We start from the raw sequence: 19442 nt of genomic DNA, 5'->3' as shown, positions 1-19442 counted from the left end.
ACTTCGGCCCTGGGAGATTCATCGGCCTTAGAGGGACATAAAAAATAATGGTCCATCCGGACCTTGTTGTGCGGTCTGAATTCACTCATCCTTGAACACATTCTGTAGGGGGCGGACACCTCTTTCTCCTGCACAGAAGGAATCAGGCCCGTGTTAGGCGATATGAGGTTTCCTGAGGTACCAAAATGTCGTTACCCCTCTCCGAACTCAGCACCGTCGTGAATCAGGATGGCGCCGCCATTCTCGATGTCTCACGCAATCAGATCACAACCCTGAACTCCACCGGGGGCTTTATCTGGGACAGACTCCAGAAAGGGCTGACGGCAGAACAGGCTATTCAGGAGCTCGCGACCGAGACCCAGACCGATCCGGCCATCGTGGAACGAGGAGTCCGCGCGTTCCTGGAGCAGTTGAAGTCGGAAGGTCTGTTGTCGCGCTGAACCGGCAAGACCAGGATTGGAGGATGTGATGATGAGCGTGAACGGTCAAAACGCGGAACAAGAAGAGTTTCGAGTGGCTCTGGTTTTGCCGTGGTCGCGGATGGTGTTGGTCGACAAGCATGGCGAAACGAACCGATTGCCGCGCATCAGCATCCCTAAGCAGTTTCGCGTCGCGGAACAACTCACCGGAGTTCTCCAAGCGATTTGGGCCGTGCGACTGATCGTGCTTGATCTTTTGCCCAAATCTGAGGAACTGCCTTCATGCGCAGTGATCGAGGTCCGCGGGCTAGAGTCGCGCGTTCTTCCTGAAGGCTTGATGGCTGTATCCGTCGAAGATGTGACTGCGCAGGACCTGACCCAGTTGGAGCGTTCCACGGTGCGGAGCATCCTGGCAGGTGATCCGCAAGACCGCGGTCCTTTCTCAAGAGTTGGATGGATTGAGGAAGCTCAAGCATGGATTCGAGAGAGCGTCGTCGATCGTGACGTTGAGTTCAACGGGAACATCCAGCAACTGAGCGCCGGCCGCTCCTCCGCACTGGTGTGCTTTGAGACGATGGACGGTCCTACCTATTGGCTTAAGGCGACAAGTGGTCGAAACACTCATGAGCTTTCGACTACTCGACTTCTTTCTCGTTACTGTCCTCAATGTCTGCCTCCTTTCATCGCAGCAAGAGCGGATTGGAATGCCTGGATTACGGAAGAAGCGGGCCAGCCACTCTATGACGCTCTCAGCTTCAATGCATTCGAACAAGCGACGCACTGTCTAGCTGAACTTCAGCTCACTAGCGCCGCCCAGGTCGAGGACCTGCTTGCCTGCGGCTGTTTTGATCAGAGGATGCCTATTCTTCGATCGCATCTGCCCGCAACGATGCAGTACCTCGAAGATGCGATGGCGAGACAGACTTCAACGAAGGTCCCGCCCCTGAGCACCATACGGCTCCGAGAACTTCGACGCCTCATCGAAGAGGCTACGTTCGCTCTAGAGGCGCTCGGCATTCCCGATGCCCTCGTTCATAACGACCTCAATCCAGGCAACATTCTCGTTGACGGAACGAGAGCTGTCTTTACGGATTGGTCCGAGGCATGCATCGGTTGCCCTTTTCTCACGTTTCGGAACCTGCAGGTTCAAGCGTTCGAGGCCGATGAAACACAAACCTGGGCGCGCCGGATTCGAGAGATCTACAAAAAACATTGGGAAGCCTGCCTCAGCGAGTCGCAGATCGAGAGGGCGTTCGCTCTGAGCCCTCCTTTGGCCATCGTCTCCTATCTGTGTGGTCGCGATCCGTCGTTCACTTCCATGCACCGCGGCCTCGATTCCGTTCAGAGCTACGCTCGGAGTTTAGCTCGCCACCTGGATCGCTTCGCACAGTATCCGGAGTTTCTGGAGGCTCTATGCAGTTACGTCTAATTGCTCAACAGGTCTCCTCGCTGTCACATCCGATCCGCGTGCGATGGCAGTCGGTCCGTTTGCTTGTCGAGCGCACGCATCCTGTGATGCACAGCTGGCTGATGTTATTTCGTATGGAACTCATCATGCGTTTTCGCAGTTCGGCGGCGTTGCGTCGGGCCGTGCGCAATCAACCTGTCAATCTTTCCCAGCGTTCGAGGCTCGCTACCGCTGAAGAGTTGTCACATGCGATGGACCTCGCATGCGTCTTCTATTTCAAGAGAGTGTTGTGCCTGCAGCGCTCCGCGGCAACAGCCATTTTGCTGCGACGACATGGATGGAAGCCAGAGATGGTGACCGGTGCACAGTTGCTGCCTTACGAGTTCCACGCGTGGGTCGAGATCGACGGCGTTGTCGTCAACGACAAACCCTACATGCAGGAGATCTATCAGGTGCTGGAACGCTGCTGAAAGGGAGGCTACCTTGAGCATCATCTTTGGAATTCGAAAACCGCTGGGGGCCTCGGCTCGGGAGGAAGAACTCCTTCACCTGGCGAACGCCACGGAACGCTATGCCCTCGACGGGGTGACTGTTCAAGTGGAGGGACGGGTAGGAATGGGATTCCAACCCTGCCACACACATCTGCGGTCCGAACTCGAATCGGGTCCTGCGAGCGATGCGCAGGGAAACCTGTTGGTTGTCGACGGCCGGATTGATAACTATCGAGATTTATGCCGAGAGCTTGAGCTGGACGAAGTTTATACGGCGGACTCGCAGTTGATATTGGCTGCCTATCGACAGTGGGACGAGGCGTGCTTCTCGCGGTTCGTTGGTGATTGGGCGCTGGCACTGTGGTCGACGAGAGATCAAGTGCTCTACCTGGCTCGAGATCACGCTGGTGCGAGGACGCTCTATTTCGAGAACAAGAAGGGCACCCTTCGTTGGTCGACATACCTCGACAGTTTCTTTACTGACCCCAGAAGCCTAGATGTCGATCAGGACTATGTGGCCTGCTACCTAGCGGCTCAACCGCTGCGAGACCTAACGCCGCATAATGGCATCCGTGCCATCCTCCCGGCACACTACGTTGCCGCAAGGGAACGGACACTCCATCAAAAACCACATTGGCAATGGGTGAGCAAAGCAAAGACGCGATATCAATCGGACCAAGACTACGAAGACCATTTTTTCGAGCTATTCCGACAATCGGTCGAGCGCCGGACCGGTCCTGGCACCCCGATTCTTGCCCAACTCAGTGGAGGCATGGACTCGAGCTCCATCGTGTGTATGTCGGACCATATTCGCAGATCGCAAAACCAATCGACTGAGCTCCTGGATACGATCTCTTTCTACGACGATGCAGAGCCCAATTGGAACGAAAAGCCCTACTTCTCGACAGTGGAAGCCAAGCGGGGAAAAGCGGGTACGCATGTTCGCGTGTCGTCCCTGCAGCAGACGTTTGAGCTCCCTGGGGCCGAAGCGGGAATGCAGTTGCTTCCAGGCCTTGATCATTCCAGATTCGAACGCGAGAAAGGCATTTATGAAGCAACGAGTCACCAAGGATATCGCTCCATCCTTTCGGGCATTGGGGGCGATGAGGTACTGGGAGGCATTCCGACCCCCCTTCCGGAATTGGCCGACCATCTCGTGTCCGGCGAACTCGGGCGGTTGTTAGAGCGCACCACTCGTTGGTGTCTCATCGACCGAAGTCCTCTCTTGCACACGCTGTACGCCACCGCCAACTACGCGTTCAGTCTCTATCGATCTCCCCAGCTTGACCAGGAGTCGGTTCCTCCCTGGATTCAGGATCCTCTGCGGCGAGCGTGCAGATCGGCGGGAAGAGAACAGTTTCGGTCCGGACACGATAGAACGTCGAGCCCAACCGCCATCGCCAACGGGCTTGCGTGGTGGTCCATCATGGAGACGCTGCCACACATCTTCCCGGCTTCATTGACTCGCCTCGAGTATCGCTATCCGTTCTTGGACAAACAACTCGTTGACTATCTCTTCAGCATTCCTCGCGAACAACTGGTTCGTCCTGGGCGGCGACGGTCCCTGATGAGGCGGGCGCTGGCAGGCATTGTTCCTACAGAGATCCTGGAACGCAGGCGCAAGGCCTACCTGATCCGGGGACCGCTATCGGCGCTGCGTGGAACTCAAAGCAAGATCAGCTCTCTGTTCGACAGCTCACACATCGGTGATCGGGGTTTTGTTTTCGTTCCGAAACTCCAGGCGTCCTTGGAAGAAATAGCCGCAGGTCGAGATCTCCGATGGGTTCACGCTCTCATGAGGGCGATTGCCTTCGAGCTTTGGCTCCAGGGACGCGACGGTACCCATCCCCTCAGTCCTGCCAGGCCCACTGGCCTGTCGACCTTTGCTCCGGAACAAGGGGCAGATAAGATCCGTATGTTTCGGGTTGCTGGCTAACCCGATGATGCGGAAATTCCGAAAGAATGAGGTACAACACCATGCAATATACCGAACCGAAAGTGACAAATACCCTGAAAGCAGACTCTGCCATCCAAAGCCTTGCCAAGACCGGCAACTCGTTGGACAGCCCTGAAGAGCAGTTCACTCCCTCGGCGGGATACCAGGCAGACGAGTAGTTCCATTGCAACTTGCAATGGACGTTGGACCGCACGTGGCAGCTGGCTACGAGTTAGCCCTGTAGTCGGCTGCTCGTGACTTGTTCGAAGCGGTTTAGAGAAGTAACAACGTCCACGCGACCCGGATTGTTCGTTGTCTCGATCGTGTGGGGCTTCCGAAAGAATGAGGTATCACACCATACAGTACGTCGAACCGAAGGTAACGAGCACTCTGAAAGCAGATTCGGCCATTCAAGGGCTCGCTAAAATGAGCGGACCGTTGGATAACCTTGAAGAGCAACCCAGCTCAACCGTAGGGTACAGGGCGGACGAGTAACTCCTGTGACACTCTCGAAATGTAGCTGGATAACCAACAGCCGCTGGCTAACGTCACGAGCACTGCCAGCGGCCGTTTTACCCTTCCTTGCGCCGAATGTCTTGTTCGAAGTGATGAAAACAGCCTAGGGTTGGATTTGATCATTTCTCCGCCGCATTGCCCTGTCTCAGAGCCCTCCATTGTTCATACTCCCCGCGTTGTACGGGATCTCGATCCTCATATCCTTGCAACCAGAATCGGAACCAGTCCACGTTCCCTTGCTGGGAGGCAAGTCTTTCGAGAGGCTTTTGCAGGATATGCTGTCCGCTGGGAATATAGATCAGATCTACGGGTTTCCCTTGCATCTTCAGAGACGAATAGATCTCCCACTCCGATAGAACCGAGATGGGCGCAATCGCTTCGATCCTGAGGGGAGCAACGATCCGGTCCAAATTGAATCCCAGGGCATTGTCGGTCCATTGTTTGAGTCCGGCGCTGCCAATCGGTTTCACACCAATCATGGCATCGTATTGTTTCTCGACGTCTGAAGACGCTACCCCGAACACGTGATATTGCATATAGCTGTAGTCAACTCCGTCCGCTATGGTCGCTGCCTTGAAGACGCGGGGGGCGTTGATGAGGGCGTACTCAACATACCAACAGGTAGCACTGAACCCGACTAAGCCCACTTTGCTTGGGTCAATCAACCCGTCCTTCGTCAAATGCTCGATGGCGCTCTCAAGGCCGGTAAGTTGCGCCTGTCCCTCAGCCAGATTGAACGTGTGAGGCAGACGCCGTTGGACCTGCAGCGCCACGATTCCGGCACTGGCCAGTTGCCTGGCTGCCATTGCGGTTGGGAACAGTCCGTCGGTCAGGAACTTGCTTTCGTCAAAGTTGTAGATCTGGATCACGAGTGGATAGAGCTTCCCAGGAACATACCCCACGGGTTTGACCAAGCCTCCTTGCCATTCGTAGCCGCTGTTGTCCCGCCAGCGATACACGGAAGCTTTACCGAACAAAAGATGGTCGAGTTGCGGATTGGGGTCCCAGACCATCTTGCTCAGCCCTGTCACGGTGTTGGTTGCCCAGAGCTTCGGCCGCTCATTCAAACTTTGCTTTATCGTCACCCGCAGATGAGTGCGAACGATCAGCCTATCTCGTTCTGCTTCGTCATCAGGGGTCTTCTCTTTCAGCCATCGCCTTCCATCAAACGTGTACCGACGTACCTCGCCGTTTGAGCTGGAGCCTTTGAGCCTGAAGACAACTTCGTTGTCATCTCTCCCGAACGACAGACTGTCTTCAAGGATGCCGCCAGACGAGCCGGCGGTCAGATCGGAGACGGCGATAACGCAGTGGGCCTGTCGTGAGGGCAACTGAACGTCAGCAATCGCACATGGCTTGAGACGCCCACTCCTCTCCTCGTCATCGATCGGACCGAGGGGTAAGAAGGTGTTGGTGAGGAGGACCCGCCGCTGATCCGGGGACCAGATAGCCTGGCTGCCATAGGGATACTTCAGTGCGTAATCGTGCGGAGCATCGATCAACGGTGTGCTGACTCCATCGTCGAGATTCACCAGAGAATATTGTTTTAGCCTCCACACGCTGTTAGGGGCAACGAGCGTGGCATTCCCGCTTTGTATTCGCGACCACTCATATCCGGGAGCGGGATCATAGCCGCTCCAGTCATCTGGAATTCTGTCCACCGGGTTCATCTGGATCAGCTGGTGACCCGTAGGGGAAAGGGCAAAAGCCTCGGGAAACCAGCTGATATCGCGTTGCGATGGGGAGGGAGTTCGCGCAGCCACGGGACGACCTTGTCGATTGTGCACTATCCAAAGCTCGCGGTCTGTTGGTGCCGGCTGACTGTGCGGGAAGAGAATCGCCTTCAGACGCTCCCCGGTGACGTCACGCACGTCTGAGTCGGTATCTCCCCGTTTCTCGAGTCCAGCTGTACCGGGCTGTTCGGAATGCCAAAGACTGCAGACGATTGCGTTCCCGGCTACATCGTATCTCGCGACGTTGTAAGCCTCCGGGGTCAAGGCAAGCGCCGTTCCCCCGCGGATACTGATACGAAATAATCTGCGGTCATTCTTCCGGCCATCTCCCAAAAAATAAAGATAGCGGGAATCGGAGGACCACCGAAGATCGGAGATGACCGCGCCGTATGCGTCGAACTGTTCGTCGGTCAACACAGCGGCAATCTTGGTTCGTGTTCGTGGTTGGGGTGAGGTCGCGGAACCGGGAGCCAATAGATAGGTATCGATGTCATCTGCTCGAAAGACGGAAAGGGTAGATTCGATCTCGTTGGTTTCGATGAGTCCCCGGGACGTAATGATGGCGAAGTATCTCCCGTCCGGAGAAAACTTTGCTGCATCATCATTGACCTGTGCAGACGGACTGCTAAAGCGAACCATAGCGATGTCATCGCGTACCGTGAATCCTCTGCTCTGCGCCATACCATTCATCACGGCGATACCCAGTGCAAGCATGGCGAAACAACCTGAATAACTCTTCATTGTGTTCTCTCTCTCGTTGTGGTCTGGCGTGTTTGCGGAGCCCATTGGCCGGGGCAGTTCCCGAGTTCCTCCACCTAGAAGAGGACCTTCAGTGCAAATTGCATGGAACGAGCGCCGCCTTGCTGATATTGAGCTGCGACGGTTCCCAGGCTCTGATTCAACATCTGCGTTGCCTGGCCAAATGTTGCATCGGTATAGGTGGGGTCTACCAAACCGAAGTTGGGGTGGTTGAGGAGATTGAACGTTTCGGCGCGAAACTGCATTCGAAGGCCTTCGTGCAAGTGGAACTCGCGACGGGCGGCGAGATTGATCTGAGCTTCACCGAAACCACGTACGAAGTTGCGTGGCGCATTGCCGGCGACACCCGTCACTGGGAGGCTGAACGCTGCCGGATTGATCGCCCTACCACCTGGATATTGCGGTCCATGGAGGTAAAGGGGCTGATTCGCAACAACATTCAATCCCAAGTAGGTGACTGTTCCATCTGCGGGATTCACATACGAGGAGCCTTGTAACGGCACGGGAAATGCTCCACGCGCGATCAATCGTCCATCGACACCCCAATTGTCCAGAAGCGCCGCGAGAATGCGGTTGCCGTTGACGGGCGGGATATCCCAGGTCAGGCCACCTTGAAAGCTGTTTCGAACATCGAAATCCGAGTCGCCGCGCTGAAGCGGTAGTGCTGTGTCCGCCGATCCCAGATCGAGAGAATGAGACCAGGTGTAGGAAGCGAGTGCCTGGACTCCATGGGCAACCGACCGTTGGAACTGAACCTGGAGAGCTTCATAATTTGAAGTCACACCGCCGGGAAAGTAGTAGATATTGGAGAAGGTCTGATTGAGCGCAGACAGCGAGCGTTGCTGTTGCCCAATAAGGCGCCGGCCGGCCGACCCGACGTAAGAGAGCGTCAGTGACTGCTGCTTGCCGAGGGCCTGTTGAAGGCTTGTGTTCCATTCGAGCGTATAGGGAAGTTGAAGATGTTGGGGGAACACATAGATCGACGCTCCGGTATACGGAGGCGTGACCGTGATGGGAAACGTGAGTTGGTCTGAGGTATATGGAATCGATGCTCCGCTATAAATCCTGAAGGCGATAAACCCCAAGCCACCGTATCCGAGAGCCCCCACCCGGTTGAGCGTGTCATAGAACACTCCGCCTCCGCCACGAAGGACTGTCTCCCAGCCGGTTCGATCGTGAACCGTCCAGGCAGCACCCAGGCGGGGAGCAAAGTTATACCAGGCCGTTTTCCAGAGAGGAGTTCCTTGGGGCGCAAGAGACAGTGAGGCTGGATTATCTATGTCGCCAGATAGGGTGTAGGCGTCGTCCCCGCTTGCTTCAGTCGGTGGCGGATTTACTTCCCAGCGCACGCCCATGGAGAGATTGATATGGGAGGAAACATGCCATTCGTCCTGGGCAAACAATGCCGTGTCGTTGAAGATCGGCGTCGCTGATTTGAAGCGTGCGACTTCGGACTCATCCGGCGCATTGTTGAGGATGGAAGCGGGGCTTGCAAAGTACGCGAATATCTCGGCATAACTATGATCGAGTGTGGATCGAATGCGCCGGTAGTCTGCACCAACTTTGATCTGGTGCCGACCCAGCGAGAGACTAAAGTTGTCGATCAGATTCCATTGCCGGTTCACGTTTCCTGAGTCTGGAACCGCGAAATCGGAGGTCCCGATCCCGGCGATGTTGAAGTACATCACAGGGTAGGGTGCTGTAATACCTCCGGCTCCCATGGCAGCGGCCAGATTGACTGGGGTGGCACCGCCGAAGCTATCGACAGCGCCCTTTACCGTGGCATCGTTGCTGGCGTAGCCCAACCGAAACTCGTTGTTGATGTTGCTCGACAGTTGGCTCGTGGCACCCAGCGTGTAGGTTTGTGTATTGCTTTGAAAAGTCTGGCGCGCGAAGAAGGGACGGGACGATGTGTAACTCGGGGTCGTGCTGTATCGAAAGAAGACGGCCAACTTCGGTGTGAAGCTCTGGTCGATACGGAAGCTGGTCGAGTCGATGGAGCTGGGCAAGGAGAATGGGGCAATGAACTGAGCAAGACTCGGGTTCGCCGAAGTCCCATAGTCGATCCCATTCGGTAGAGGATAGGCATTGAGGATCGGCTGCAGAACCGAGGATGCCTGCTGCCGCATCGACAGGTCAGGGACATACTGAATCGTCGCCGCTGTCGGTTGTGTGAGACGCAATCCCTCGTAGGAAACGAAGAAGAATGTGCGGTTCCTGCCATCATAGAGCCGCGGTATAAAAACGGGTCCCCCGAGTGTTCCACCAAAATCATTCTGACGCAGTGCCGGCGTCGGTTTGCCGTAGTAGTCGTTGAACCAATCGTTCGCATCGAAGAAATTATTGCGGAGATAGTCAAACACGCTGCCGTGAAGGCTATTCGTTCCAGACCGGGTCAGCAGTGAGAACTGGCCACCGGGTGAGTTTCCATACTCGGCCGAATACGTGGAGCTTTGCACTCGAAACTCCTGGAGCGCATCCACAGAGACAAGGCTCTGCGTCGTACCCAGAGCCGTCGAACCGCCAAGTGCCCCACCGGTTCCATTCTGAGCCTGACCGAAGCCATTTCCTGCACCGACATTTCCGCTTACGCCGTCCACCATGTAGTTGTTGCTTTCGGTTCGCTGCCCGTTGACGCTGAAATCACCGTTGAAGCCGAGGCTGGAGCCCGCCTGCGGGCTCTGCGTGACAACTCCAGGCGTCATCGAGATCAAATCTTGAAAGCTTCGGCCATTGAGCGGAATATTGGCTACGAACTTGCGATCCACGACAGTTCCGACGGTAGCGTCGGTTGTATTGAGCATTGATGATCCGGCTTCTACGGTGACGCTCTCGGAAGTCGCCCCGACGGGTAGAGTGAAGTTGATAGCCACTGCGCTTTGAACATTCAGAACAATGCCGGGCTTGATCAGAGTCTTGAACCCAATCTTTGATACCTGCACACGATACTGCCCCGACGGGAGGATCGAGACGGTATAGATACCCGTTTTGTTTGTCTTATTGCTGTAGTGAACGCCAGTTGCTTCGTTCAAAATCTCGATGTCAGCATCGGGGATCACTCTTCCGGAAGGATCGATAACCTGACCGCTGATGGTTGCGTCAGTGGACTGAGCAATGGAATATGTTGGGACGCAGAGGGTCAACAACAGCAGACGAAGGCATAGCTGTTTCAAGGGAAACTCCTTGGACAGGCGGGGATGAAAGCGTGTCACTCTGTTTACGGAAGCCGCGAGTATTTCTTCCCAGAAAAGTTTGTGCTCGATCATGGGAAGAAAAGGCGGAACTCTTGTGGAGAGCTATGGATGGTTCGGCGTCAGGCGGAGATATGTAAACAGGAGCGGCTTTCCGCTCGGTTTGGTACTTTCACCATGGGGCTCAACTGTGACAAAGACCGCATCAATCTGCGCGAGCGTCGTTGAATCACTCGACTTTAGTACCCATCTCTTCTTGTTCTCGTCATCTTGATAGAAGATACCGAGATTGATATCGTGTTGCTGGTCAATCCCTCTACGTCCCCATGCCTGAAAGGTGCTCGCAAGCTTCACGCCTGGCTGTTGATCGAGGTCGTAGGCATAGAAGACCAGGGATTGTCCTTTGGTATAAAACACTCTGCCATAGGGCTTCTGGGTCTTGCCCGTCTTAGCGACATCGTAGATCTCCCCGATGTAGAGATCGCGTGCTCCCATAAGGTCTCGGATATCTCGATCATGCTCGAGCAGTTCTTCGCGTTGGGCGATCTGCTGGTCCTTCTCTCGCATCGCAGCGGTCAGTTCGTTCACCTGTGCTTGCAGAGCTGGTGATTTCGTGTCCCTTTGGCTGGCTTGGTTTGCGGCGGCATTGAGTTCGTCTTGCAAAGTCTGGGCGTTCGACTGGGTGAGCGCCAGCTTTTGTTCCAGCTCAGCACGATCCTGAGTGCCGCGATCCTGGGCCGAAGTGCGTTCTGCAAGGTCGCCTTGCAATTTCCTTAGCTGTTCCTTGAGTTGGTCTACTTCGAGAGAGCTCGCCTGAAGTTGCTTGCGCAAATCCGCTGTTCTGTCGGCTTGCAGTTCGCGCTCTTGGCGAACAGGCGACGGGGACACGCTGGAGTTATTGAGATCATGATGGGGATTGTCTACATGTTGTGCCGGCAGCGCGGCGGCCATCTGTGAGCTGCGTTCCCTGAGAACGCCTATTCGATACCCGATGAAGAGAGAAGCGACAATAAAGACTGCGGCTCCGGCATAAGACCAGGGCAGCCCGCGCCATCCGGAAGCCTGTAGGGAGGGTTCTGCGGGTTTTTCAGGGACGATATTCTCCCTGTCGATCCGCTCCATCAGTGAGGCTTCGGCCTGCTCAATCGACCAGGAGCCCGGAGTATGGTCGATACCCTCCTGTGCCAGTTCCGCCGCCATCGCCGGAAGCGTCGTAGCGATCAGGGCATCGTACTGATCTTTGATCTCTCTGCAATTGGCGCAGACAGACAAGTGCAGTTCAAGCTGACGCCGTTGCTCCAGCGTCAAAGCGTCAGTGGTCGAGAGCGCGCAGAGCTCGATGAAGTAGTCATCGCAACGATCTGCCGCAAATGGCCTGACGTTTTGCTTAGGGGCATTGTCCACTGTTCTGTTCACTTGGAGCGCAATTTTCTGGCAACGGCGGACTTGCGCAGCTTCTCAAGTCCCCGATAGTAGTGGTGGTAAGTATTACTCAACGTCTGTCCCAAGCGTTCGGCAATCTCATCAAAGCCATATCCCTCAAAAAAGTGCAGTTCGATGGTTGAGAGCTGAGAGGGCGAAAGAAGCGCCCTGAGGCTCTCGGCCCAATCCCTTCCCCAGACAGCTTCCATAGACCACTCAGAAAAGAGAATCTCATATCGACGGTCCGCAAGGTTCAACACGGCATCGTCGAGTTCTTGGTTCATATAAAAGTGACGCGTGACGAGATGGCGGCGGCGATCGTAGGCTCGGTGGTAGGTGACCTGCACAATCCATGAGCGGGCTGTACCGCCCGATTCGTTGAAGAGCGCGGCCTTGCGACAGATGAAGATGAAGACGTCCTGAACAAGATCGTCGGCCTCTGCTTCGTTTCTTAGAATGCGGTAGGCGACATTGCGCACTGTGCGGGCGTGGCGGCGAAATAGGATGCCGAGAGCTTCTCTCGATCCTTGGCACACTTGTTCCAGCAGCGCCTCATCCGTGATTTCCGCGATTGGGATGACATTGCTGGCCGAAGCTTCGGATGGATTGTGTCCGACGCTTTCGGGATGATCTGGAGGAATCGCTGCCGCACCTTGCACGGTTCCGCGAACTTCCGATGTGGTCGCCAGAGCGTCCGGGAAATAGGCGGCATCCGAAGTCATGCGGCTCCTTTGGCAACTTGGAGGCTTTGGGCTGAATTGGCTGCCACCAGCACTAATTTGCAGCCCAAACAGGTTCTATTTGCACTGTCTCTGACCGTGTTCTCAAGTCGGAGCATCAGCAACTATAGTTGTCGTGTGTGAGTATACGAAACTATAGTTGCTGTTTCAAATCAAAACTGACGGCCACGATCAGTTTGTGGCCAAGTCCATCGGGGCGGACAACACGCGAAAATCCGGTACGCCAAGGGAAGTGTTTGGATTGGCGATCACGGAGCTACGCGTGAGGCGGGGTCAATCTCAGGCCGCTGTCGCGCCACGTGTGGGTTGTGAGGAGTTCCATCTCCGCAACATTGAACAGGGCAAAGAGAATCTATCTTTCGACCTGATGTACGCCATCGTGGATTATTTCGACATGCTTCCTTTGAGTAAATTCTGGCTTTTCGCCGAAGGTCTTGCCGAAGCTGCACGTTGACAAGACATCGCACGCCATTTTGGGGAATGAGACCCTCAGCTTTGCCGTAACCCTTTTATATCCAAAGCTATAGTTGCTATTTCAGAACGCCTTAGTCTTCGACGATGGCATAGTGACCAAGCCTATCGGAGCGGATCTCAAGCGAAAATCGAAAACGCCCAATGAGGTATTCGGCCGCGCGGTGACGGAGATGCGCACTGCAAAACAGCTCTCCCAGGTTTCCTTGGCTGAGGCGCTTGGCTACAGTACGTTTTATTTGGGGAGAATCGAGCGGGGCCTGGCCAATGTTTCCTGCGATGTAATGGCAGCAGTGAGTAATTATTTTGGTATGTCTATCGGTCAGTTCTGGACCTACGCGGAAAAGCTTCCCAAACAACAGAGCCAAAAACGGTGATGCCGACATTGGCGGAAGCTCCGGACGTAGGGCGCTGGACATCATTAACAATGCCAAACGGTTGCCATTCCCCATCAAACTCGCATTGGCCCCGCAGGCGGTGAGCCGAGGACAATGTGAAGATCTCCCGTGGCACCAATATCATTCCATAGCGGACCTATATTGACGTTCTGGTGGGCCAACACCCAGTCCAAAACCACAGGATCTTGTGGAACCACAGAAACTCGTGGCAATAGACGCGCCCTTTGCTCTTCTTATCAATAACTTACAAATGGAACGGTGATTGCTATCTATGGAGGCATCGTGACCTGAAGGTGTCGGCGACACCACAGGCCGCAGCCGTACTTCCCGCTTCAGGAAGAAGGGTTCCGTGCCATAGCGACCGTCAGGCCACGAGGGCACCAGGGGCCGGACAAGCGGGGTGGGAAGAGAGGACTTGCTCCCCTATAGGAGCGATGCCCAGCTTCACGCGGTCGAGTATCAAGCGGAGGCCAATCCGATGAACGAGATCGGGCAGAAGCTACTGATCATCCGTAAACGTCGCGGGTTTTCCCTGCGGCAAGTGGAACGGCTTGCCACGATCATTGCGGACAGGCACAACGACAAGGCGCGGCGGGTTTCAGCCAGTTGGCTCGGCAGGATCGAACGGGAGAACCACTCGATCGCGCACAAGAAGCTGGAATCGCTGGAAGAGGTCTATGACATCCCACACGAAGAGTTGATCGAGACGCCCAAGCCTGAGAACGAACCTGCCACGTCCCCGCACTTCCATTTCCCCGACGTTCCGGCCGCGGTCCTGAAAGGGCTGACCTGCCCTGAAGAACCATTATTGCCGCCCGAGAGCTGGCTGGCATATTTTCCGGATACCACGCTCCTGCCTCCTCTCGTGACGACCGATCCAAACTGCAGTCGGACAGTTCGAAGACGTTTCCGTGGTGCTGAGCCGCTATACGGCATATTGGGAGCGAACGATATGACGCTTATGCCCTTTGCACAACCGGGGGCAGTTGTGGAGATCAATCCTTCCATTCGCACCATCGCCCCGAAGAGAATCCATCGCTCGATCTTCGAACGCCCCATCTACTTTCTCCGGACGCATGATGGCTACTACTGCGGTTGGTGCCAACTGGATGCTGAAAAGAACTGGCTCACCCTCGTGCCTTCCGCTATGACCGTGGTGTCACACCGAAGATGGAGATACAGGCAGGAGGTGGAGGTCGTCGGTGTAGTAAATCGTGTCCTGACCCGGTTGGGGTTTCCCAAAAACCTCAGCTTCGGCTATGTCTCTCCAGACGAGCATTCGAACTCGACCTGAGATTGGCCATTCTGCAGCAAGTGAACGTCGCGAGGCGATCTGTGGCCGTCGCTGACGCCGGGAATCGAAGCCGCCTGATTTGACCTGCCAATCAAATCGGAGCTGTCTTCTCCCACGGTGTTGAACTGGGCCGGACGATCACCGCGAACTCCACAAACATCGCAGAGAATACGAACGTTGAAGGCGAATTACGGCGCGTCGCAGATCCATCCAACAAAGGCAGGTTCTCATGCAGAGCAAGAATCCACTGGAAGTCAACATATTGATCGTCGTTATTGCTCAGGAAGGCAATTTCATCCGGGCCTCGAAGAAGCTGGGCATTACCCCACCGTCACTCACCAGAAGGGTCTCCTCTCTTGAAAGGAGTATCGGGGTTAAGCTGTTTGATCGATCGACACGGAACGTACAACTGACCACCGCAGGAAGACTCTTTGTCCAGGAGTCATCTATCTCCATCATGCATGCCGAACGTGCCTGGGATCTTGCCAGATTTCAGGCACAGATCGAAATCGGCCCTTACCGCATAGGTTATTCCCCGTACACCCACAGTGCATTTTTACCGCTCCTGAACGGGCTGAGTCCGGTGCGTCATCCTCCCACTGATGAGCCTTCCGGGATCGTGCTTGAGACCGCGAACACGTTGGAGCTGGTGGAGCGTGTTCTGCGAGGGAAACTTCACGCCGCATTGGGTGTCGGTCCAATCTCGGATCGGGATCTATGGGTAGAGCGGGTTGGGCGAGAAGGATTCTCGGTTTGTCTGCCCAGGAACCACCGGCTGGCCCAAAAGGTTGGCGTGACCGCACACGATCTTGATCGTGAGATGGTTTTCTGGATGCCACGATCATTGCAGCCTCGCTACTACGGGCGGGTCATGAAATATATCGGCACTCTGGGAGTGCAGCCCCTCTTCAGAGAAGTGAAGAGCGAGGCTCACGCTCTTGAGTTTGTGGCCCACGGCTTCGGCCTTGCGTTGCTTCCCCGTTCCGCCGCCCACATCACTCATGCGGGCACAGTCTTCAAGCCGCTGACTGATCGCTACCTTGGAATTGAGACCGTCCTCTTCATGCGTCGAGATCAAAGATATGGCGATCTCAAAGACCTGGTCGATGATCTTTTCTCTCGACTCTTGGCTCTCAAGATCGAAATCAACTAGAGCCGACGACGCCATGGGACCGAATCTTGTCCTGATCGACAAACTGCTAAGGAGGATTTCTATGCGCAAATTCTTTCTCATCTCCCTGACAGGCGCTGTATTCCTCATCGCCTGCAACGACGTCAAAAAAACCAGCGACGGCAATTTCAGAAAAGCGATCAGCCAGTATCTTGAGAAGCATGGAAAAGCCTGTACATGGATAGGTCCTCCATTTCCAATCGATGTTTCCGAGCCAGAGCAGAGGCTCCAGTCGGGTGCCGCCGGCCAGATGGCAGTTTTGGAGGCGGCCGGTCTGGTTCATTCTTCAGACACTGTAGCTCCCACTCCTAGCATCTTCGGTCCGGGTGCGCCTCGGCGTGTGAAGCGATATGAACCAACCGAGGCAGGAAAGAAATATCTTCAGCAAGTCCCCGGAGTTCTTGGCCAGAGTGCCGGATTCTGCTACGGCGATAGGACGGTCGATTCAATTGTGAAGTGGACGGAGCCTGTAACGATGGGAGCGGGTTCGCAGAGCGAGGTTACCTACACCTATAAGATCGCAAACCTCGCGCCCTGGGCGATACGGCCCGATGTACAGCGAGAATTCGGGGACGTTCGAACCACAGTAGCCGGAATATCGAAGGCAAATGAAATTGCGGGACTACAGTTGACCAATCACGGCTGGGAAGTCCCGAGCCGATGAAACGATGAACAGTCGAAAGCGATTACCGTTGTCCATCCCAGCAGCGTCTGCTATGTCCTGAAGTGCCCGCTGCTGCGCGAAGCTGCAATGACGAAGATTTCTAACTTTATTTCTTCGTCAAGTGCCCCGCTTCAGGTGATGTGCTCGCAGTGCCGGGAGGACCTGTCAAGGCTCTTCGCTACGCTTCGACCGCTGCGCGGCGCCTTGGCGACCTTGACAGAACCTCCGCGCCACCGCCCTAACGAGGGCATGAAGCGGGAGCACTCGACGAAAGAAACTGTGGTTCGATGTACTGCTCCCCTCATGCAAGCAAATCGCCCCACAGCGGGCACATCAGGAGCACACAGATGCAAAATATAGAACGAGAGAAGCAAACGATAGCCAAATTCGTGTTTGATGGAATAGCCGTGTTGGAACTGCTCGCACATGCGAAGGCAGCTCCTCGAACCGTCTCGCCATATGGTCTGACAGAAGATCCCGGTCCAGGGTTGATGCTCGTCAAAGATGACGGCGTCTATCTCATGTCGAATGGAGAGCCCGGTCTATGCGGTACCGAGACAACCAACAAGGTTGTTTACGCTCAAGGTTACGAAGGACTGCCCGTCACAGCGAGTATGGAAGAGCGGATGACGAGGTATGAAAAAATTCGGGATGCTGCGGGCGGTGACGACTTCGCAGAGTTTATACCCGAGAAGGGCTTTACAGCACTCGAAGCAGGAGGCTCGCTTCAAGTTGAACTGAGCGCAGACGAAATGACAATCGGCATCATCAGGCCGCCTCTGGGGCCAATCACCAACAAGAAAAGAAAGCGGGTGTAGTCGGAGCCATCACCTTCATCATTTCAAGCGGAGCCTCTAATTACAGGCTCCGCTTCTCATTTGCTGCTTACTTGCTTCTCGCAACCGAGACTCTCCAACTGATGCCACTCGAAAGATCACAAATACATTGCACTCCACTCCGCACGCTCCCTATAATAGGCGAATATAAGGCGAACATTTAATATCCCACCTCGGATAGCTTATGAGCGAAATGGCAACACAGCGAAAGATCGTTCATGTGGACATGGACGCGTTTTATGCTTCTGTTGAACAGCGCGATGACCCGCATCTGCGCGGCAAACCTGTTGTTGTCGCATGGAAAGGCAATCGATCTGTCGTATGCGCCGCCTCTTATGAGGCAAGGAAGTTCGGTGTGCGCTCAGCGATGCCAGCAATCACTGCCGAACGGCTATGCCCTGAGGCTATCTTCGTTCCGCCTGATTTCGTGCGTTACAAAGATGCGTCCCGAGGAGCACGAGAGATCTTCCATCGACATACCGATCTCATTGAACCGTTGTCGCTGGACGAAGCCTATCTGGACGTCACCGAGAATAAAACTGGTCTGCCCACTGCGACCCGTGTCGCGAAGACCATCCGTGAGCAAATCCGCGAAGAACTGAATCTGACCGCTTCGGCGGGGGTTGCTCCAAATAAGTTCCTCGCAAAGATTGCATCCGACTGGCGCAAACCGGACGGACTCTTCGTCATTCAACCCCATGAAATACAGGGCTTTCTTCTGCCTCTTCCGGTAGGTCGCATTCCTGGGGTCGGTCGAGTCACGGAGAGCCGCATGAAAGCAGTCGGTATTGCCACAGTTCGTGATCTATATCGAATGGAGCTATCCGATCTCGAAGGTCACTTCGGCAGCTACGGCACTCGTCTCTACCAACTCGCCCGCGGCATCGACCACAACCCTGTTGTGGCAAACCGAGTGAGCAAATCAATCTCTGCCGAAGATACCTTTCAGTTAGATATACCCCTTGCTGAAACCGAGCAGCAGATTCGGCGGCTTGCAGAAAAGGTATGGCGGGCGTCCCGAGATAACGCTCGTGGAGCGAAGACAGTCGTACTCAAGCTCAAGACGAAGCAATTCAATTCGCTGACACGAAGTGTCACACCTTCTGTGCCACCATCAACGTGTGACGAACTGACTACGATTGCGCTCGCGTTACGAGAACGAATCGAACTTGGACCGCAACAGCTCTTCCGTTTGGTCGGCGTCGGACTCAGCAATTTTCAACTTGATGCGGAGTCCCCACTTTTTGAGGACGAAAGCGCCGCTGCGAGTGCCGAGCCATCGATTTAGTTCACAACGGGATCGCTTACCTCAATGAGGCTCGGAGATCACTCCGAACCGAAAAGGGATATCTGAGGATCTACTTTCAGCTTCGACTTCGGTGTTAGCGCAGGCTTCTCTAGACGCCTCGCACGCAATTCATTGGACGGCAGAATACGTAGCAGATGGATGGGCGGCCTCTCAGCGAACGCGAGATACTCCGTATGGTCCCGTGGCTCCAACACAGTCGCCAGACGCTTGTGAATCGGCATCATAACTTCGTTCGGTTCTCGAGTGAGAACTGCGAATGTAGATTCCCATTGACCGGTCCCCGGATGTTGCCAGGGCTTCCATATACCTGCCATTCCGAAAATTTCTCGACCGGGAATATCGAACTCGTACTTGTCGCCCTTCTTCCCATCGGGCAGGTCTTGCGATTCCTGAATGGCACTCGCCGGAATGATGCAGCGACGCTTCTGGAAGGAGTCCGCCCAGAACTTTGATTTCGTGATTCCTTCGGAACGAGCATTGAATAGGAGTCTATCCGGTAACCTAAACGCCCAGCGCATCAGTTCCATCTGACGCTCTCCATTCGCATTCAAATGGATGACGGGCTGAAAAGATTGAGGACAGGCATTGTCATCAGCTTCGAGATCAAACGCCTCCAGCCCCTCACTTACGGCAAAGGCCTCCGCGATTTTCTGCTTGCCTGGTCTCTTGTAGCGCCCGCACATT

Annotated in this window: 17 protein-coding genes; 12 read left to right on the top strand and 5 right to left on the bottom strand. The window is 55.1% G+C overall.

Translation table 11 applies throughout. The annotated features are described in order from the left end of the window. The first annotated feature begins 185 nt into the window (after nt 1-185). The 5 genes from GSQ91_RS14475 to GSQ91_RS14455 are packed head-to-tail and all read left to right on the top strand — an operon-like array spanning nt 186 to nt 4433. A complete protein-coding gene (locus GSQ91_RS14475; RefSeq protein WP_158822478.1) occupies nt 186-440 on the top strand; it encodes a PqqD family protein in 255 nt (84 codons plus the stop codon). Nucleotides 441-468: 28 nt separating this feature from the next. Continuing rightward, nucleotides 469-1848 carry a phosphotransferase gene (locus GSQ91_RS14470; RefSeq protein ID WP_158822477.1) on the top strand — a complete coding sequence of 460 codons (1380 nt, stop codon included), beginning with the start codon at nt 469-471 and terminating at the stop codon, nt 1846-1848. After that, nucleotides 1833-2297, top strand: coding sequence for a lasso peptide biosynthesis B2 protein (locus GSQ91_RS14465; protein ID WP_158822476.1), 465 nt, complete (start codon nt 1833-1835; stop codon nt 2295-2297). Before GSQ91_RS14470 ends, GSQ91_RS14465 begins: the two co-directional genes overlap by 16 nt. A gap of 13 nt (nt 2298-2310) precedes the next feature. Beyond that, complete coding sequence (locus GSQ91_RS14460) at nt 2311-4254, top strand: asparagine synthetase B (RefSeq protein WP_158822475.1); 1944 nt, start codon at nt 2311-2313, stop codon at nt 4252-4254. A 41-nt stretch (nt 4255-4295) separates the two neighbouring features. Further along, a complete protein-coding gene (locus GSQ91_RS14455) occupies nt 4296-4433 on the top strand; it encodes a hypothetical protein (RefSeq protein WP_158822474.1) in 138 nt (45 codons plus the stop codon). 456 nt (nt 4434-4889) lie between these two features. Here GSQ91_RS14455 and GSQ91_RS14450 read toward each other — a convergent pair whose 3' ends face one another. From GSQ91_RS14450 to GSQ91_RS14435, 4 genes are all read right to left on the bottom strand, one after another. Then, the gene (locus GSQ91_RS14450; protein WP_158822473.1) at nt 4890-7244 is read right to left on the bottom strand and encodes a hypothetical protein; all 2355 of its coding nucleotides are present in this window, start codon (nt 7242-7244) and stop codon (nt 4890-4892) included. Nucleotides 7245-7318: 74 nt separating this feature from the next. Continuing rightward, nucleotides 7319-10435, bottom strand: coding sequence for a TonB-dependent receptor (locus GSQ91_RS14445; RefSeq protein ID WP_254064594.1), 3117 nt, complete (start codon nt 10433-10435; stop codon nt 7319-7321). 123 nt (nt 10436-10558) lie between these two features. Further along, nucleotides 10559-11869 carry a hypothetical protein gene (locus GSQ91_RS14440; protein WP_158822471.1) on the bottom strand — a complete coding sequence of 437 codons (1311 nt, stop codon included), beginning with the start codon at nt 11867-11869 and terminating at the stop codon, nt 10559-10561. Next, nucleotides 11866-12597: an RNA polymerase sigma factor gene (locus tag GSQ91_RS14435; protein WP_158822470.1), complete on the bottom strand. Its 732-nt coding sequence runs from the start codon at nt 12595-12597 to the stop codon at nt 11866-11868. The genes GSQ91_RS14440 and GSQ91_RS14435 overlap by 4 nt, the downstream gene beginning before the upstream one ends. A gap of 157 nt (nt 12598-12754) precedes the next feature. On the opposite strand from GSQ91_RS14435, the gene GSQ91_RS14430 reads away from it, so the two are divergent. From GSQ91_RS14430 to dinB, 7 genes are all read left to right on the top strand, one after another. After that, nucleotides 12755-13069 (top strand): helix-turn-helix transcriptional regulator, encoded by a 315-nt coding sequence (locus GSQ91_RS14430; protein ID WP_158822469.1) that lies wholly within the window; start codon nt 12755-12757, stop codon nt 13067-13069. Nucleotides 13070-13181: 112 nt separating this feature from the next. Beyond that, nucleotides 13182-13463 (top strand): helix-turn-helix domain-containing protein, encoded by a 282-nt coding sequence (locus GSQ91_RS14425; RefSeq protein ID WP_158822468.1) that lies wholly within the window; start codon nt 13182-13184, stop codon nt 13461-13463. 436 nt (nt 13464-13899) lie between these two features. Continuing rightward, nucleotides 13900-14778 carry a helix-turn-helix domain-containing protein gene (locus GSQ91_RS14420; protein ID WP_158822467.1) on the top strand — a complete coding sequence of 293 codons (879 nt, stop codon included), beginning with the start codon at nt 13900-13902 and terminating at the stop codon, nt 14776-14778. Nucleotides 14779-15007: 229 nt separating this feature from the next. Beyond that, nucleotides 15008-15931 (top strand): LysR family transcriptional regulator, encoded by a 924-nt coding sequence (locus tag GSQ91_RS14415; RefSeq protein ID WP_158822466.1) that lies wholly within the window; start codon nt 15008-15010, stop codon nt 15929-15931. Further along, nucleotides 15885-16613: a hypothetical protein gene (locus GSQ91_RS14410; RefSeq protein ID WP_174240691.1), complete on the top strand. Its 729-nt coding sequence runs from the start codon at nt 15885-15887 to the stop codon at nt 16611-16613. Before GSQ91_RS14415 ends, GSQ91_RS14410 begins: the two co-directional genes overlap by 47 nt. Before the next feature lie 347 nt (nt 16614-16960). Continuing rightward, nucleotides 16961-17431 (top strand): DUF3085 domain-containing protein, encoded by a 471-nt coding sequence (locus GSQ91_RS14405; RefSeq protein WP_158822464.1) that lies wholly within the window; start codon nt 16961-16963, stop codon nt 17429-17431. A gap of 211 nt (nt 17432-17642) precedes the next feature. After that, nucleotides 17643-18737 carry a DNA polymerase IV gene (dinB, locus tag GSQ91_RS14400; protein WP_174240694.1) on the top strand — a complete coding sequence of 365 codons (1095 nt, stop codon included), beginning with the start codon at nt 17643-17645 and terminating at the stop codon, nt 18735-18737. 38 nt (nt 18738-18775) lie between these two features. Here dinB and GSQ91_RS14395 read toward each other — a convergent pair whose 3' ends face one another. Next, nucleotides 18776-19441, bottom strand: coding sequence for an SOS response-associated peptidase (locus tag GSQ91_RS14395; protein ID WP_158822462.1), 666 nt, complete (start codon nt 19439-19441; stop codon nt 18776-18778). Nucleotide 19442 lies beyond the last annotated feature (1 nt).

This window comes from Granulicella sp. S156 (genome assembly GCF_009766105.1).
Taxonomy (GTDB): Bacteria; Acidobacteriota; Terriglobia; order Terriglobales; family Acidobacteriaceae; genus Granulicella.
This window is presented reverse-complemented; position numbering and strand designations above follow the sequence as displayed.

What these genes read in the sequence shown, in the direction of transcription:
- GSQ91_RS14475 (WP_158822478.1), top strand. Translation starts at nt 186, where the DNA reads ATGTCGTTACCCCTCTCCGAACTCAGCACCGTCGTGAATCAGGATGGC.
- GSQ91_RS14470 (WP_158822477.1), top strand. Translation starts at nt 469, where the DNA reads ATGATGAGCGTGAACGGTCAAAACGCGGAACAAGAAGAGTTTCGAGTG.
- GSQ91_RS14465 (WP_158822476.1), top strand. Translation starts at nt 1,833, where the DNA reads ATGCAGTTACGTCTAATTGCTCAACAGGTCTCCTCGCTGTCACATCCG.
- GSQ91_RS14455 (WP_158822474.1), top strand. Translation starts at nt 4,296, where the DNA reads ATGCAATATACCGAACCGAAAGTGACAAATACCCTGAAAGCAGACTCT.
- GSQ91_RS14450 (WP_158822473.1), bottom strand. Translation starts at nt 7,244, where the DNA reads ATGAAGAGTTATTCAGGTTGTTTCGCCATGCTTGCACTGGGTATCGCC.
- GSQ91_RS14435 (WP_158822470.1), bottom strand. Translation starts at nt 12,597, where the DNA reads ATGACTTCGGATGCCGCCTATTTCCCGGACGCTCTGGCGACCACATCG.
- GSQ91_RS14415 (WP_158822466.1), top strand. Translation starts at nt 15,008, where the DNA reads ATGCAGAGCAAGAATCCACTGGAAGTCAACATATTGATCGTCGTTATT.
- GSQ91_RS14410 (WP_174240691.1), top strand. Translation starts at nt 15,885, where the DNA reads ATGATCTTTTCTCTCGACTCTTGGCTCTCAAGATCGAAATCAACTAGA.
- GSQ91_RS14405 (WP_158822464.1), top strand. Translation starts at nt 16,961, where the DNA reads ATGCAAAATATAGAACGAGAGAAGCAAACGATAGCCAAATTCGTGTTT.
- dinB (WP_174240694.1), top strand. Translation starts at nt 17,643, where the DNA reads ATGGCAACACAGCGAAAGATCGTTCATGTGGACATGGACGCGTTTTAT.
- GSQ91_RS14395 (WP_158822462.1), bottom strand. Translation starts at nt 19,441, where the DNA reads ATGTGCGGGCGCTACAAGAGACCAGGCAAGCAGAAAATCGCGGAGGCC.